This window comes from Companilactobacillus furfuricola, from assembly GCF_003946325.1.
GTDB classification, from domain to species: Bacteria; Bacillota; Bacilli; order Lactobacillales; family Lactobacillaceae; genus Companilactobacillus; species Companilactobacillus furfuricola.
In genome coordinates, this window is record NZ_RHNT01000001.1 from 103,084 (window position 1) to 118,270 (window position 15,187).

The 15,187-nt window shown below is 38.6% G+C and carries 14 protein-coding genes, 1 pseudogene and 1 riboswitch; of the genes and pseudogenes, 13 read left to right on the forward strand and 2 right to left on the reverse strand.

The window, feature by feature from the left end; genetic code table 11:
• Positions 1–366: 366 nt before the first annotated feature.
• Positions 367–1,488, reverse strand: coding sequence for an NAD(P)-dependent alcohol dehydrogenase (locus EKM78_RS00460; protein WP_125767883.1), 1,122 nt, complete (start codon positions 1,486–1,488; stop codon positions 367–369).
• 95 nt (positions 1,489–1,583) lie between these two features.
• Positions 1,584–2,552 carry an AraC family transcriptional regulator gene (locus EKM78_RS00465; RefSeq protein WP_125767885.1) on the reverse strand — a complete coding sequence of 323 codons (969 nt, stop codon included), beginning with the start codon at positions 2,550–2,552 and terminating at the stop codon, positions 1,584–1,586.
• 134 nt (positions 2,553–2,686) lie between these two features.
• On the opposite strand from EKM78_RS00465, the gene EKM78_RS00470 reads away from it, so the two are divergent.
• From EKM78_RS00470 to EKM78_RS00530, 13 genes and pseudogenes are all read left to right on the forward strand, one after another.
• Positions 2,687–4,009, forward strand: a complete 1,323-nt coding sequence (locus EKM78_RS00470; RefSeq protein ID WP_125767887.1) for an MFS transporter — start codon at positions 2,687–2,689, stop codon at positions 4,007–4,009.
• A gap of 3 nt (positions 4,010–4,012) precedes the next feature.
• Complete coding sequence (gene rhaB, locus EKM78_RS00475; protein WP_125767889.1) at positions 4,013–5,485, forward strand: rhamnulokinase; 1,473 nt, start codon at positions 4,013–4,015, stop codon at positions 5,483–5,485.
• Positions 5,482–5,796, forward strand: a pseudogene (gene rhaM / locus EKM78_RS00480) (L-rhamnose mutarotase). Before rhaB ends, rhaM begins: the two are co-directional and overlap by 4 nt.
• Before the next feature lie 20 nt (positions 5,797–5,816).
• Complete coding sequence (locus tag EKM78_RS00485) at positions 5,817–7,100, forward strand: L-rhamnose isomerase (protein WP_125767891.1); 1,284 nt, start codon at positions 5,817–5,819, stop codon at positions 7,098–7,100.
• A gap of 39 nt (positions 7,101–7,139) precedes the next feature.
• A complete protein-coding gene (rhaD, locus tag EKM78_RS00490; RefSeq protein ID WP_125767893.1) occupies positions 7,140–7,973 on the forward strand; it encodes a rhamnulose-1-phosphate aldolase in 834 nt (277 codons plus the stop codon).
• Between the two features lie 242 nt (positions 7,974–8,215).
• Positions 8,216–9,076 carry a CvfB family protein gene (locus EKM78_RS00495; RefSeq protein ID WP_125767895.1) on the forward strand — a complete coding sequence of 287 codons (861 nt, stop codon included), beginning with the start codon at positions 8,216–8,218 and terminating at the stop codon, positions 9,074–9,076.
• A gap of 51 nt (positions 9,077–9,127) precedes the next feature.
• On the forward strand, positions 9,128–10,015 hold the full coding sequence (gene xerD / locus EKM78_RS00500) for a site-specific tyrosine recombinase XerD (RefSeq protein ID WP_125768123.1): 888 nt from the start codon (positions 9,128–9,130) through the stop codon (positions 10,013–10,015).
• Between the two features lie 9 nt (positions 10,016–10,024).
• Entirely contained in the window at positions 10,025–10,402 is a 378-nt protein-coding gene (locus EKM78_RS00505; protein WP_125767897.1) for a RibT protein, read from the forward strand.
• The gene (locus tag EKM78_RS00510; protein ID WP_125767899.1) at positions 10,402–11,127 is read left to right on the forward strand and encodes a segregation and condensation protein A; all 726 of its coding nucleotides are present in this window, start codon (positions 10,402–10,404) and stop codon (positions 11,125–11,127) included. The genes EKM78_RS00505 and EKM78_RS00510 overlap by 1 nt, the downstream gene beginning before the upstream one ends.
• Positions 11,128–11,148: 21 nt before the next feature.
• Entirely contained in the window at positions 11,149–11,691 is a 543-nt protein-coding gene (gene scpB, locus EKM78_RS00515) for an SMC-Scp complex subunit ScpB (protein WP_125768125.1), read from the forward strand.
• A 672-nt stretch (positions 11,692–12,363) separates the two neighbouring features.
• Positions 12,364–13,098 (forward strand): pseudouridine synthase, encoded by a 735-nt coding sequence (locus EKM78_RS00520; RefSeq protein ID WP_125767901.1) that lies wholly within the window; start codon positions 12,364–12,366, stop codon positions 13,096–13,098.
• A gap of 29 nt (positions 13,099–13,127) precedes the next feature.
• Positions 13,128–13,247: riboswitch (FMN riboswitch) on the forward strand.
• Positions 13,248–13,314: 67 nt separating this feature from the next.
• The gene (locus tag EKM78_RS00525; RefSeq protein ID WP_125767903.1) at positions 13,315–13,869 is read left to right on the forward strand and encodes an ECF transporter S component; all 555 of its coding nucleotides are present in this window, start codon (positions 13,315–13,317) and stop codon (positions 13,867–13,869) included.
• 87 nt (positions 13,870–13,956) lie between these two features.
• Positions 13,957–15,048, forward strand: a complete 1,092-nt coding sequence (locus tag EKM78_RS00530; protein ID WP_125767905.1) for a LysM peptidoglycan-binding domain-containing protein — start codon at positions 13,957–13,959, stop codon at positions 15,046–15,048.
• Positions 15,049–15,187: the final 139 nt, after the last annotated feature.

Consider the following 15,187-nt stretch of genomic DNA (forward strand, 5'->3'; position numbering starts at 1 on the left):
CGTGAGGCTTTTTTTGTAATAAGAGAGTGGAGGTGCACGGGTAGCTGCTGAGGATTAACGCGGGTGGTCGAACCAGGTGCGACGAAGTCGTGCCTCGACCACCCGTGTTAACCGGAGGCCGCTGTGCACTGGAACTCGTTTTCACATCCTTGAGGATAAAAATTACAACCACTATTAAATTTGCCGCAAATTTTTGTGACTAAACATTTATAGCTCCACTAATTCAAAATCCGTGCCTGCTGACAATTGCTAAATCGGAAGCCGTTGTCGTCTGGAACTCGTTTCCAAACAAAAAAGCTTCAACTCGTCAAAAGAGTTGGAGCCATATTTTTAACTATCGATGTATTCTAAAAACGGTATTTAAAATTATTTGCCTGGTTCGTAGTCTTTGTCAATAATCAAGACAGGTTTGATTGTCTTACCACTAACTGATTCTGCGTCAGCTTCGTTGATTTGATCAAAGTCAAAGAATTTTTCAGTTAGATCGAATGGGAAGAGACCCATTTGATAGAACTTGATCAAACGAGGGATATCAATTTGTGGAATTGAGTCACCCATGTTGACACCAACGACTTTTTTGTCGTCAACACAAAGGTCATTCCATGTGCTCAAATCGATATTGTGTGGTGTTACAGCAATAGTAGCTGATGTACCACCTTGTGTTAGGGCAGTGATCGAGTCCATCATGACTTTTGAAACACCTGTTGTATCAACGGCCCAGTCAACACCTAAGCCACCTGTGATTTTCTTGATAGCTTCAACAGCATCTTCTTTTGAACTGTTTACAACGTCAGTAGCACCTAACTTCTTAGCCAATTCTAGACGTGATTCAACGATGTCGACAGCGATAACATTGACACATCCAGAAATTTTACCTGACATCATAGCTGCAAGACCAACGGCACCTGTACCGAAGACGGCAATTGTGTCACCAGGTTTTGGTTGGAGTGTGTTAAAGACAGTACCACTACCTGTAACGTAACCACAGCCAAGAGGTCCAAGTTTTCTTAAGTCAAGGTCCTTAGGAACTTTAACAGCATTTCTTTGGCTGATAACTGTGTGAGTCGTGAACGATGATTGGTTGAACATATCACTGACATGATGACCGTCTTCTGTGAAATGATCTGATCCATCAGGACGTGTACCACTCAAATTTGATGCTGCATAATTACGGCATTGTGTTGGTTTACCTTTTAGACAGTTATCACATTCACCACATGAATAAAATGACATGATAATGTGATCGCCAGGTTTGAAGTTTTTAACGTTCTTACCAACTTTTTCAACAATACCTGAACCTTCGTGTCCAAGGATTACTGGGAAACTGAAAGCTGCGTCACCTTTTCTTAAAGCTTCATCAGAATGACAAATTCCTGAGGCAACTAGTTTAACTTGTAAACCGTCGTCTTGTATATCTGCTAACTCAACGTCATCTTTGATAACGAATGGATCGTTAACTTTATCAACAACTGCTGCTTTGATTTTCATAATATAATTCCACCTCAAATTAAAATTAATATGGTATCGCTTTCTTCGGTTGTTAATTATTTCACGTTTATTCAGAAAATGCAAACCCATTTTCGTTATTTTCTTTCATCCCCAGGCATCATTAAGTAGTATGATTTATATTTTTTATAAAAACTAGTTTTATTTTTCATGCCAATGGCGTAAATAATTTCAGAAATCGGCATCGTAGTGGTAGTGATCAAAGAATGTGCTTGGATCAGTCGTTGATTCATCACTAATTCACTGAATGATTTGCCGGATTCTTTTTTGATGAAATTACTGAGATAGTTTTTATTGTAGCCGTACTTTTTCGCTAAAGTAGGTAGATCGATGGTTTTGTAGTATACAGAAATGTCCTTTAGTATTTTGATGATCAGTAATTGCTTGGGATCTTTTTTGTTGATAGGAACGTGGTAATGCCGCACGAGTTTGGTCAATAAGATCGATAGATAAGATTTAATGATCGAATCAGAAAATTCACGCTTGGAATAGTATTCAGTGATGATATCTTCCATGGTATATCTGATATCGTGATCGATATTATTTGGAAAAACGATATATGGTAAACTGTTACCTTCGCCGGAAACACGATTGATCAAAAATTCGTATAAGACGGAATTTGAGCGTCTCATATCATCTAACATATCGATATTGATCGACTGATCACGGAACAATAAATTTATCAATAAATCATTTTCGTTTAATTTTTTGATTGAATGAGGGCATCCCACATCGATCAATAAAAGGTCCCCTTTATTCAAATGAATATGTTTACCGTTAACTATTTGATCGCAGCTGCCACTAAGCATGTAGTTCATCTCTAGAAATTGATGCGAGTGTTCTGGGTAGTCAGCGAAGCGATCATGTTTGCTGATGTAGACTTCACGGTTTCGAAAGAAATAATTATTCAAAACTTTGATCTTAGTAGTTGATTTCTCTTTACTGATGGCTTTGTTAGGAAGGTCATCGACGTGATGACCGGTTTCTAATTGTTTATTTTCAATTAGTTCATGTTGCTTCAAACGTGCGATGATTCGTGAATCCATGAGCATTCCCCCTGTAAAATTGTTACTAAGAATCTGTTCAACTGACATTGTATCACTAACCTGTAAGCGGTTATATTGGAATTGCAATTTGGTGATAGCGCTTTCTTCAAAAATAAGAATTAAGGGGTGTACTTATGAGTGATTCAAAAAAAGGGTCATTGAAATCAACGTTTACAGTTTCATTGACTAATTTCTTGGATTCTGGCTGTATCGTTGCCGGAGCGAGTGGATTGACGCTTTGGACAAGCGAATTGAACCTCAGCAGTTTTCAAGTTGGATTATTAGGAGCATTAAGTGCTAACGCATTCGGTGCTGCTATTGGTGCTTTATTTGGTGGACATCTATCAGATAAGTTTGGACGTAAAATCATTTATACATATGACATGTTAGTTTACATGTTGGGAGCATTGATCGTTATGTTCTCAATGAATTTCCCAATGTTGCTATTAGGATTCACCGTTACTGGTGTTGCTGTTGGTGCTGGTGTTCCAGCTTCATGGACTTACATTTCAGAAACTTCTGGAAGTAATGATCGGGCAAAGAATATTCGTATTTCACAATTTGCTTGGTCAATGGGACCAGCGATCATCTTTATCCTAGGTGTTGTCTTATCACCACTTGGATTATTAGGTAACCGGATCTTATTTGGAATTTTGTTCGTTATTGCATTTATCGCATGGAGCTTACAAAGAAAGCTTCACGAATCAGAAGAGTGGGAAGAGCAAAAAGCTAAGGAGAAACTTACTGGTGAAAAACCACATCCTTATAAAGATTTGTTCTCCAGCAAAGTTAGTGTTAAATCACTCTTGTTCTTGATTGGCGTTTACATGTTCTGGAACTTAGTAGCCGGAGCAATGGGCTTCTTTATGCCTTACGTATACGAAACAGCTGGTGGCTTGTCCAATATGCAAGCTAACTTATTGCAAGCTATTCTTTGGATCTTCACAGCCTTGGCAACATACTTTGGTTTTGCCAAATATGGTGACAAAGCAAATCACAGAATCTTTTATTTTGTTGGAGCCGCTATGGGTGCTGCCTCATGGATCATCTTGACTTTCACCGGCATGGGTTGGTCAAGTCTCTGGTTCTTCGTAATCCTTTGGGGTGTTTCAGCCGGAATCGGTGCACAAGCTTGGTACGCATTATGGGCAACAGAATTGTTCCCAACTAAATATCGTGCTGGATCACAAGGTGTTATGTTCTTCGTTGTTCGTGCCTCAGCTGGTGTTTGGTCAATTATTTTCCCAACCATCCTTTCAACAATGGGCTTCAAGACAGCCGGATTGTTCATGATCGGCTTACTATTAGTATCATTGGTCATCGGTACAATTTGGACACCACAAACACGTGGCAAGTCATTGGATGAGATCACTGAAGAAAGATATGGCAAGGAATCAGTTGAAAAAACAACAACTACTTCATCAATGAGTAGTTCATCAGAGGAAAAGAGGGTCTAATTAATGGCAAAAGCATATGTAGCTGTCGATATTGGTGCTTCAAGTGGACGTTTGATGTTAGGTACCATTAACGATCATAAATTAGAGCTTCAAGAAATGCACCGTTTCAAAAATGGTTTTTCAAAAGAAAATGGTCATGACAGATGGGCAATTGATTCGATCCTGAATGAAATTTTCAAAGGATTGGAAAAAATCAAGGCCGCCGGTTATGACGAAGTAACCTTAGGGATCGATACTTGGGCAGTTGACTATGTTCTTGTTGGCATGGATGGTGAAAAGATTCAAAATCCAATTAGCTATCGTGATGCAAGAACTAAGAATGCTATGAAAGAATTAACTTCAGATCTTCCTAAGAGTTACATTTACAAGAAAACTGGTATCCAATTCTTAAACTTCAATACGTTGTATCAACTGTATGAAGAGAGTAAGAAAGATCTTGAAAAGACTGACAAGATTATGATGATCCCTGATTATATTGGTTATGTGTTAACGGGCAACGCTGTTACAGAAGTAACTAATGCTTCAACAACACAAATGCTGAACTTACGTGAGGGCTTGTTCGACAAAAATCTTTTGAACAAGGTCAATGTTTCGCAAGATCAATTCCCACGTTTGGTCGAGTCAGGGACAGTTTTAGGAAACATTCGTCACAAGTGGCATACGTTGTACGATCTTCCGGAAACACAAGTGATCACCGTGGCAACACACGACACTGCTTCAGCTGTTTTGGGAACTCCTGGTGAAGGTGAGAACTGGGCTTTCTTGAGTTCAGGTACTTGGTCATTGTTAGGAACAGAATTAAATGTTCCCGAAAACGGCGAGCTAGCTTTCAAAGGCAATTACACCAATGAATGGGGTGCCTATGGAACTTATCGTTTCTTAAAGAACATTATGGGACTATGGATGGTTCAATGTCTCAAGCGTGAATTAAATGACGAATATAGTTTTGCTGATCTAGCTAAATTAGCTGGTGAAGTCACACCATTCCAGCAATTTATCAATGTTAACGATGATCGGTTCACTAATCCAGATAGTATGGTCGATGAAATCCAGACCTACTGTCGTCAATCAGGTCAGAAAGTCCCAGAAACTCCTGGTGAGTTAGCAATGGCAATTTATTCAAACTTAGCTTTGTACTATGCTAACGAGATCCAAGAACTCAACAAGATCTTGGGTTGTAAGTTAGAAGCCTTGAACATTGTTGGTGGAGGTTCAAATGTGAAATTGATGAATCAATTGACAGCAACACTCGCCAACATTGATGTTTACGCTGGACCTAGCGAAGCTACCGCTATTGGAAATTTGATCGTGCAAATGATCACCATGAATGACGTCAACAATATCGCTGAAGGTCGTAAATTGATCAGAGATTCATTCGGATTGAAGACATTCCATCCAGAAACTAATAAATACGGCGATGTACTAAAGCGCTATCAAGAATTTCTTAATAATGGAGAAAGGGAGACGGTGAAATGAAAAGATTAGGTCAAATCATGTATTTACATAAAGATGCATATGAAGAATATGCTAAACGCCACAACAATCTTTTCCCAGAGATGAGAAAGGCATTGAAGGAAGCTGGAGCCCACAATTATTCGATTTTCTTAAACAAAGAAAATGGTGAGTTGTTTGCTTATTTGGAAGTTGACAATATCGAGAAATATAACGATATTGCCAAGACGGATGCTGCCAAAAAGTGGTGGGCATATATGTAACCTTTGATGGATACTAATCCAGATAAAAGTCCCGTTACTGTCGATTTGGATGAAGTATTTCACTTAGATTAAAAATGGAGGAGAGTTACAAAATGACAAAATCAGAAACTGTTGAAAAAGCTTACCAAGTTGCCAAAGAACGTTATGCTGAACTTGGCGTTGATACAGATAAAGTATTAAAGGATCTAAAGAAAGTTAAACTTTCAGTTCATTGCTGGCAAGGTGATGATATTCATGGATTCTTATTCCCTAACCAAGAATTAACAGGTGGTATTGGTGTTAGTGGTAATTATCCAGGAATCGCTGGAACCCCTGACGAATTATCAGGTGATTTAAGTGAAGCATTATCATTGATCCCTGGTGATCATAAAGTTCAATTGCACGCAATTTATGCTGTAACTGACAAGAAGAAAGATCTTGATGAGCTAGAACCTGAAGACTTCAGCTATTGGGTAGACTGGGCTAAAAAAGAAGGCGTTGGTCTTGATATGAATGGAACCTTCTTCTCACATCCAATGGTTAAAGATAATTTCACCTTGGCAAGTCCTGACAAAGATGTCCGTGATTTCTGGATCCAACATGGTAAGATCAGCCGTGAAATTTCAAACTACTTTGGTAAAGAATTAGGTCAACAGTCAGTTAATAACTTCTGGATCCCAGATGGCTTCAAAGATAACCCTATTGATAAGGCTACTCCTCGTGAACGTCTGATCGATTCATTAGATCAAATCATCGAGAAGAAATACGATGAAAAGAATACGATTGAAGCCTTTGAAGGTAAGCTGTTCGGTACAGGAATCGAATCATACACAGTTGGTTCACACTTGTTCTACAACAACTATGCTATCAGTAGAAACAAGCTATGGACAATCGATGCTGGACACTGGCACCCAACAGAAGATGTTTCTGATAAGTTCTCAGCCTTTTTACCATTTGGTAAAGGTTTGATGCTACACGTTTCACGTCCTGTTCGTTGGGATTCTGACCACGTAGTTATCTTTGATGAAGCATTAGTACGTATTGCTCGTTCATTAGTTCGTGATAACGAATTGAGTAAGACAAATATCGGACTTGACTTCTTTGATGCTACGATCAACCGTGTTGCTGCTTGGGTCGTTGGTGCACGTGCTACACAAAAGGCTATCTTGCAAGCAATGCTCGAACCTATCGATCAATTGAAGAAAGCTGAATTGAATTTCGACTTTACGACAAGATTGGCCGAAACAGAAGAACTCAAGTCATATCCATTCGGTGCTGTTTGTGATGAATTCTGCTTCCAAAACAACGTACCTGTTGGAACAGACTGGTTGAACAACATTCATCAATATGAAAAAGACGTTCAATTCAAACGTGATACTAACTTAGTAAATGACTAAAAAATAATTGGGAAAGTTTAGAAGGGAAGCTATTATATTATGAAGTTTATTGATTCAAAATTTGTTGAAAAGATGTCTGAAATAACTAATGAGTTATACAAACACGGATGGGATGAAAGAAACGGAGGAAATGTCAGTCTTCGTTTGACTCAAGAAGAAGTCGACCAGTTCGACGATTTAGGTAAGACTATCAGAAATATTCCAATCAAATTTGATGCATCCCCTCTAGCTGGACAATATTATTTAGTAACCGGGACAGGACGCTACTTCAAGAATGTTCATAACTATCCAGAACGTGATGCTGGATTAGTTCGGATCACTGATGAAGGAAATTCAGTTGATCTTTTGTGGGGCTTCAATGATGGCGGACAACCTACAAGTGAATTCCCATCACACTTAATGACACATATCCAACGTCAAAAGATCGACTCAAATCAACGTGTGGTTATGCACTGTCATCCAACTAATTTGATTGCTCTATCATTTACGCATGATCTTGATGAAGCTTCTGTTTCTCGTCTCTTGTGGAAGATGCAAGCTGAATCGCTTGTTGTATTCCCAGAAGGTGTTGGTATTATTCCATACATGACACCAGGAACAAATGAAATCGGTCAAGCAACAGCCGATAAGATGAGTGAATATCGTGTCGTTATGTGGCCACATCATGGTATCTTTGCCTGTGGTGATAGCATGGACGAAGTATACGGATTGATCGAGACAGTTGAAAAAGCTTGCCAGATCTACACAGCTATCAAGAGCCAAGGCGGTAATATTGAACAAAGTATTACTGATGACGATTTAAGAGATCTTGCTAAGTCATTTGGTGTCACACCAAATCCTGATTTCTTATCGATGGACACTGTAAATAACTAAGCGCTCTATAAGTATTATCCCTTTAAAAATATTTGGTTCCGTCATAGACCAAAAAGCTTTTGCAAGCAACCAAGCCAACCACTTGGTTGTTTTTTTGCTGCAAAAATTATTTATGATCAGATTTTATTTTTGGCCCTGAATAAGGTTACAATATTAATATCTTTTAACATTTTTGTTAAATTGTTAAAATCCGCAATTTTACTGTTAAAATGAAATAGCAAATAAAAGAAAATTGGTGAATTATGGAAACGGCAGCTATGTATGGTAACGTGCTTTCAGGTACAGTTACAGACTTAAATAAAGATGAAGCTTTTGTTCAGATCTCTGGGATCACTTTTGCAATGGATTTATCTGAACTCGATGAGATCCCAGAAATCGGTGATGAACTGGCTGGTTTTGTTTACGAGACTCAGAGTCATAAGAACAAGATCACAACCATCATGCCAAAAGTCATGCAAGGTATTTGGGATTATGCCGAGGTTAAAGTTGTTCGGACAGATCTAGGTGTCTTTGTTGACTCTGGTTTAAAGGATAAAGATATTGTAGTTTCTTTAGATGATCTACCATTAGAACATTCTGAATGGCCCAAGAAGGGTGACAAGGTCATGGTTGAGCTTACAGTTGACCACAAAGGTCGCCTTTGGGGCAAGTTGGCTGATCTTAACTTGTATATGCAGTTGGCCAGAAGTGCTAGTGATAAAGAGAAGAATCGGGATGAGAAATGTCGCGTTATTGCTATCCGCAATTCGGGGACATTTGTGATGACTGACAGTTATTACATTGGTTTCATCCATGCAAACGAACAAGATGGGCCTTTACGTATCGGTCAAGAACTTACAGCTCGTGTGATCGGTTCAAGTCACAGACGACTTAACTTGTCCATGCGTCCCCGTGCCTTCGAAGAGATCACTCCGGATGCAGAAATGATCATGGCAGTGTTGGAACATGCTCGGGATAAAAGAATCCCATACACCGACAAGAGTGCTCCTGATGATATCAAAGAATATTTTGGTATAAGCAAAGGTAGTTTTAAGCGTGCGTTAGGTAATTTGATGAAACAGGGTAAGATCGAACAAAAGGATGGCTACACATATTTGAAGTAAGAGCTAGGAGTGTTTTGAGTGAGCGACAAGGTTAAAGTGGAAAACCAGTACATGAAAGATATTATTAATGATTATTCTCGATATTTGAGACTTGACCGCGGTTTATCTCAAAATACGATTTTATCTTATCGACAAGATCTTTTGGAATTCAGCCACTATTTAGAGAAAAACAAAATAGAGAAATATCCAGAAGATCACTTTCAGATCACAAATTTTTTTGCATCACAAGATGAACTGGGCAAATCAAAGACTTCACAGATCCGGATTTTTTCTACGTTAAAGAAGTTTTATCAGTGGATGGAACTCATTGGCAATATTCAGACTAATCCTATGTCGCAATTGGACGCCCCTAAGAAGTCACAACATTTGCCAGTTGTTTTGTCGATGGATGAAGTGGTCTCGTTGATCGAATCTCCCAATGTGGAGAAACCATTAGGTGTTAGAGATCGGGCCATTTTTGAAGTGATGTATGCTACGGGCTTGCGGGTCAGTGAATTGATCAACTTGTCCATGGATGATTTACACTTAGAATTAGGGTTGATCAAGACAATGGGTAAAGGTGATAAAGAAAGGCTTTTACCTATTGGCAAAACGGCCATTGAATGGTTGAACAAGTATTTCCATGATACTCGCAATGATCTGGTGAATAAGTACGGACAAAAGCCGTTTGTCTTTTTGAATTTCCGTGGCCAACAACTGACTCGTCAATCGATTTGGCGGATGATCAAGAAATATATTGCAAAAGTCGGCATTAAGAAAGATGTCACACCTCATACGCTGCGGCATTCATTTGCAACTAATTTATTGGCCAATGGTGCCGATCTAAGAGTCGTTCAAGAGTTATTGGGACACTCGGATATTTCGACAACTCAGATTTATACTCATATTAATCAAACTCATATGAAACAAGTTTATGAGCAAGCTCATCCACGAGCATAGGAGGTTATTGTGTTAACTAAATATAATAAGGAAGAAAATCAAAAGATCACGATGGGTTTTCTGTCCTACATCTCCGATTTAAAAGATATGTCGAATTTAGAATCAGAATTAAAGCTTTACGACGAAGATGAGAGTCGACAACTTTATTTATGGAAGAGTAATGTTGAAGATTTTTCTGGTGTCGTAGCTTTGTCTTTTTCTAAAAAAACAGTTTTTATTGAATATATCTCACTTTCACCTTCGTATCGTTCACAAACTAATCGTTTTAAGATATTTGACGATATCGCCCGGAAATTTCCTGAGTACACTATTTTGGGAAGTTTTGATCTAGTGGATGATCTGCGGACCTGGAGTGAAAGTGACCATAACGAAGTGGAAGATAATTAATGGAAAAATTAAAATTAGTCCTGACGGATTTTCAAGGACCGATCGATCTCTTGCTTCATTTGATCAAGGAGTCAAAGATCGATATTTATGATATTCCCATCGCTGACATTACTCAGCAATATTTGGATTATTTGAATAATATGAAGGTATTGCAGTTAGATATTGCTGGGGATTATTTAGTAATGGCTTCTACTTTGATGTCGATCAAGAGTAAAATGCTCCTTCCTAAAGCACCTGATGAAATGGAAGATGATGTTTTTGAGGAAGATCCGCGGGATGAGCTAGTTTCGCAGCTTTTGACCTACCAAACATTTAAACGTGTTGCCGATTACTTTAGCGATAAAGAAAAACAACGGGCTCGTTCATTCGACAAGGAGCCTAGCGTTTCCAGCAAACAGCTGGAACAGTTTTTATTACCAGGTTCGGTCGTATTATCAGATCTTGCCAGTGTATATACAGAGATCTTGCAAAATCAGATCAAACATGGTCCTAAGACCGAAATGATCGAAGATGAAGAAATTTCGATCGAAATGGCCCAAGAGACAATTTTATCTAAACTTAAGAAACACAAGATCATTACTTTTAAGTCGCTTTTAAAAGTGGGTCATGGTATCGAAGAGGTCGTTACTGATTTTATGGCGATTTTGGAAATGGTCCGTAATCAACAAGTACTTGCCCACCAAGAGGATTTTCAAAGTGAACTTTTCATTGAATTGAGGAATTAAAGATTGTATCAAGCAGAAATTATGGCCTTATTATTCGTTGCTGGTGATCAGGGGATCACTGAAGCTGACCTTTCTACTTTATTAGGTATTGAAAAGTCAGCAATACGACAAAATATTGAACAATTAGAAATTAAATTACAAGCAGATAAAGATTCTGGATTGCAACTGGTTAGGTTTGATAAGATCTTCAAACTAGTTACTAAGAGTGAGTTTTCTGATGTTTTGACTAGATATTTTAAGTCTGGTTTGGGTACTAAGCTTTCGCAGGCGGCACTTGAGGTGTTGTCGATCGTTGCTTATAAGCAGCCGATCACTCGGATCGAGATCGATGATATTCGTGGAGTGCAGAGTTCTGGTAGCGTTAATACTTTGATCGCTCGCAAGCTTATCAAGGAAGCTGGGAAGAAAGACGTTCCTGGGCATCCTAACTTGTATGTGGTTACTGATTATTTTTATGATTATTTTGGGATCAAGGATCTTAAGGAATTGCCTAAGATCGAAGATTTTGAAACTCCTGAAGGGAATATTGATTTGTTTGATGATGTTTCTATGGGGGATGCTTAGCGTTTTGCCATTTTGGCGACGCTTTTTTTGTTGATGTGAGAGAGCTATGGCAGACAGAAGCGTTTTCCTTTGCTGGAGGTCTGTTAGTTTAGTTAGTGGGATAGAGGTAGTAGTTTGTGTTGAGGTTCAATGCCGACTCCGGGCCCCTCCGTCTATATAGTAATCGATTCTTCTCTATTTTTTTGAGCTTTACCGATTTATTTTGATCAAGTTGGCACTTTTTGCTCGTCCTATTTCTCACATGTCTATCTCAGGCTCCATCTGTTCTGGTGGGGAGTAGGAGTTTTCTTACTTTGTTCTTCTATTTTATCTGTTTTGATCACCAATATTTTTCTCGGTTCGCGGGACTTTGCTCCGCTCATTTTGTTTCCCGGCTTACATTGGTGTTGTGACTATTTGTTTCTTTTTTTGTTATATAAGAAATAAGTTGCCGTTTTCTATTTCTTTTTTCTGGCTCACTTATTCGTTCCTCATACTTTCTCCTTGATTTTTTGGCAATTTTTAATTACCTTCTTGCTCGAACACTCGTTGCTCGTGTACTCGCATTTGTAAATGTACAAATGATCAGTAGTTGGTAATTGTGAATCGATCAATGTTTTGTTGCACTTATTTTATTCTATCTATACAATAAGGTTCGAGATTAGTTCAGTTTTTTTATAAGGAGATTTTTTGATGAATTCTAATTCTAATAAGGTTCGGTTGCAGAAGGCTATGTCTGATGCTGGTGTGGCTTCTCGCCGTAAGTCTGAACAGATGATCGCTGATGGAGAAGTTTCGGTCAATGGTAAGATCGTGACGGAGATGGGTGTTAAGGTTGATCATTCTGACAAGATCGAAGTTAATGGCGTGCCTCTTCGTTCTGAAAAGAAACGTTATATTTTGATGTATAAACCTCGTGGTGTGATTTCTGCAGTTAAGGATGATAAGGGTCGTAAGGTTATTACTGACTTTTTGAAGGAAGATGTTGAAGAGCGTGTTTATCCCATTGGTAGGCTTGATTACGATACTTCTGGCTTGATTTTGTTGACCAATGATGGTGAGTTTGCTAATCAATTGATGCATCCTCGTTATCATGTTGATAAGACTTATTTCGCTAAGATCGAAGGTGTTTTGACTACTGAAGAGATCAAGAAGCTTGAGAGTGGTATTAAGTTTAAGGATTATAAGTCGGCTCCTGCTAAGGCTAAGGTGTTGTCAAAGGATGCTAAGAAGAATACTTCGCTGGTTCGTTTGACGATCCATGAAGGTCACAATCATCAAGTTAAGAATATGTTTCAAGCTGTTGGACATGCTGTTACTAAGCTATCACGTGAAAAGTATGGATTTTTGACTTTGGATGGTTTGGTTTCGGGAAAATATCGCAATTTGACTAGACAAGAAGTTGCCCTATTGAAGGAACGTCAATAGTTTGCTATAGTGAAAATATAAATTAAATAGTTGGTTTTCAGGGCAGGGTGTAATTCCCGACCGGCGGTATAGTCCGCTACCCAGTTTTACTGGTTGATTAGGTGAAATTCCTAAACCGATAGTTAAAGTCTAGATGGAAGAAAACAGAGAAGGTCTGTTTTGGTATGCCCAAAGTAGGCCTTTTTTCTTCGGGAATCAACGGAGGGGTTGATTTTTATGGGAAGAAGTACTTATAAATTTCATTCATTGATCGGAGTTTCTATTTTGTCAGCACTGGCAGTCATTATTATGTTTTTTGAATTTCCAGTGTTGATCTGGTTGCCTTTTTTAAAGGTTGATTTAAGTGATATTGTGACGTTGATCGGCTCTTTGATTTTTGGACCAGTCGGTGGTATCGCTATTGCTTTTATTAAATCGGTCTGTCATTGGATCATTACTGGATCTGGTGCTGCTGGTCTGATCGGAAATTTTGCTAATTTTGTCGGTGCGGTTAGTTTGCTTTTGCCATTTACTTACTTTTGGAAACAAGGTAAGAAGGTTATGGCGATCGTTTCTGGCGTTTTAGTTATGACAATTGTTATGTCGTTGTTGAATTTATTTGTTGTTATGCCTTTATATATGGGCGTTATTGGAATGCAACTTAATATGGGACTTCCACAATATGTTGCTACAGGAGTCGTTCCATTCAATATTATTAAGGCACTATTGACTTGTGCTGGGGTATTGCTGATTTATCCTCGGATCAACGGGCATTTTAATTTCAAACATTAAATTAAGGTGTATTTATAAATCTTTTAAGAAAAAATTTAACTTAATATGCTATCCTTAAAAGGATAGAAATTAGGAGGTTGGATTTTAATGCCCGAGAATAATAACAAAAACACTTCTGGTTCAAAAATCCCCGCATCAACGGAAGGTCTGAGCCGTAAAGGTTCAGTTAGCCCGGAAGATTTAAGAAAGTATAATTTAGCACCATCAGAAAATGAGTCGATCCCTGCAAACTCTGATAGTGTTGTGGGTAAAGATGTTGGCACAAGTTCCGATTTTGTTAACAATGTCCCAACTTCTGAGCCTAGTCAACCAAATCGACCAGTATCTGATCCTGAAAATGTTGATCATTTACAAGCTAGCAAGCAAAATGACGAAAAAGCTGCTACAGGTGCGGCCGTCGGTGCTGGTGTAGGAGCTGGGATGGCTTCTTCGATGCAAAATGATAATAATGCAAGCGCTAATGAAGCTAAGACTCGTGAAGAGGCTGCTCGTGATTCTGAAGAGAAACCATGGGAGAAGACCTTTGATTCTGATGAAGATGAATCAGGTCACGTTTCTCGCGCCGTAAGTAAGAGTAAACAGCGTGGTAATCATACCCTTGTGGCTATCTTAGTAATTATCTTGATTGCTTTGATGTTTATACCTGCAACAATGTATTTCTTTAAGGGCGATGATGATTCGAATAATCTTGGAAGTGGACAAACTGAACAATCAGTTGAGAAACAAGATAAAGACACTGCCAAGAAGTCTAATTCAAAGTCATCTTCAAATTCAAACAAGAAGAAGTCGTCTGATAACAAGAAGAAATCCTCTGATAAGAAGAAGGCCAGTAGTAAGAATAAATCAGACTCAAACGGTTCTGGAACTGTGAACCAAACTAGCGATGAAGCTGCTTCAGATACAACTGCTGACACATCAAGTCAGACAAGCCAAGCAACTGATACTACTACTTCAGCCAATGCTTCTCAAAACAATCAAGCATCTTCAGCTACTTCTTCTCAAGCGTCAAGTTCAACTGCCGGTCAAACTGCTTCAACAGGCACATCGACTTATACCGTTAAACAAGGTGAAGGCTGGTATCGTGCTGCAGTAAATAGCGGAACGACGATCGAGGCTCTTAAAGGATTGAATCCAGGAGTATCAACTTTGTCTCCAGGTACACAATTACGTACAAAATAATGTAAAATAAAAGACAGGTGTATTCCTGTCTTTTTTATTTGAAATGAATTGTAGAAGATGACAGATCATTGGGCCAAACTTCCAAAAAGCAATTTAATTCTGGAAGTATCCGGCTCCTGTGTCTGTCCATCTTCTTAAT

Excerpts from the sequence above, each read along its gene's own strand:
- EKM78_RS00460 (WP_125767883.1), bottom strand. The coding sequence starts at position 1,488 with ATGAAAATCAAAGCAGCAGTTGTTGATAAAGTTAACGATCCATTCGTT.
- EKM78_RS00465 (WP_125767885.1), bottom strand. The coding sequence starts at position 2,552 with ATGGATTCACGAATCATCGCACGTTTGAAGCAACATGAACTAATTGAA.
- EKM78_RS00470 (WP_125767887.1), top strand. The coding sequence starts at position 2,687 with ATGAGTGATTCAAAAAAAGGGTCATTGAAATCAACGTTTACAGTTTCA.
- rhaB (WP_125767889.1), top strand. The coding sequence starts at position 4,013 with ATGGCAAAAGCATATGTAGCTGTCGATATTGGTGCTTCAAGTGGACGT.
- EKM78_RS00485 (WP_125767891.1), top strand. The coding sequence starts at position 5,817 with ATGACAAAATCAGAAACTGTTGAAAAAGCTTACCAAGTTGCCAAAGAA.
- rhaD (WP_125767893.1), top strand. The coding sequence starts at position 7,140 with ATGAAGTTTATTGATTCAAAATTTGTTGAAAAGATGTCTGAAATAACT.
- EKM78_RS00495 (WP_125767895.1), top strand. The coding sequence starts at position 8,216 with ATGGAAACGGCAGCTATGTATGGTAACGTGCTTTCAGGTACAGTTACA.
- xerD (WP_125768123.1), top strand. The coding sequence starts at position 9,128 with ATGAAAGATATTATTAATGATTATTCTCGATATTTGAGACTTGACCGC.
- EKM78_RS00510 (WP_125767899.1), top strand. The coding sequence starts at position 10,402 with ATGGAAAAATTAAAATTAGTCCTGACGGATTTTCAAGGACCGATCGAT.
- scpB (WP_125768125.1), top strand. The coding sequence starts at position 11,149 with ATGGCCTTATTATTCGTTGCTGGTGATCAGGGGATCACTGAAGCTGAC.
- EKM78_RS00520 (WP_125767901.1), top strand. The coding sequence starts at position 12,364 with ATGAATTCTAATTCTAATAAGGTTCGGTTGCAGAAGGCTATGTCTGAT.
- EKM78_RS00525 (WP_125767903.1), top strand. The coding sequence starts at position 13,315 with ATGGGAAGAAGTACTTATAAATTTCATTCATTGATCGGAGTTTCTATT.
- EKM78_RS00530 (WP_125767905.1), top strand. The coding sequence starts at position 13,957 with ATGCCCGAGAATAATAACAAAAACACTTCTGGTTCAAAAATCCCCGCA.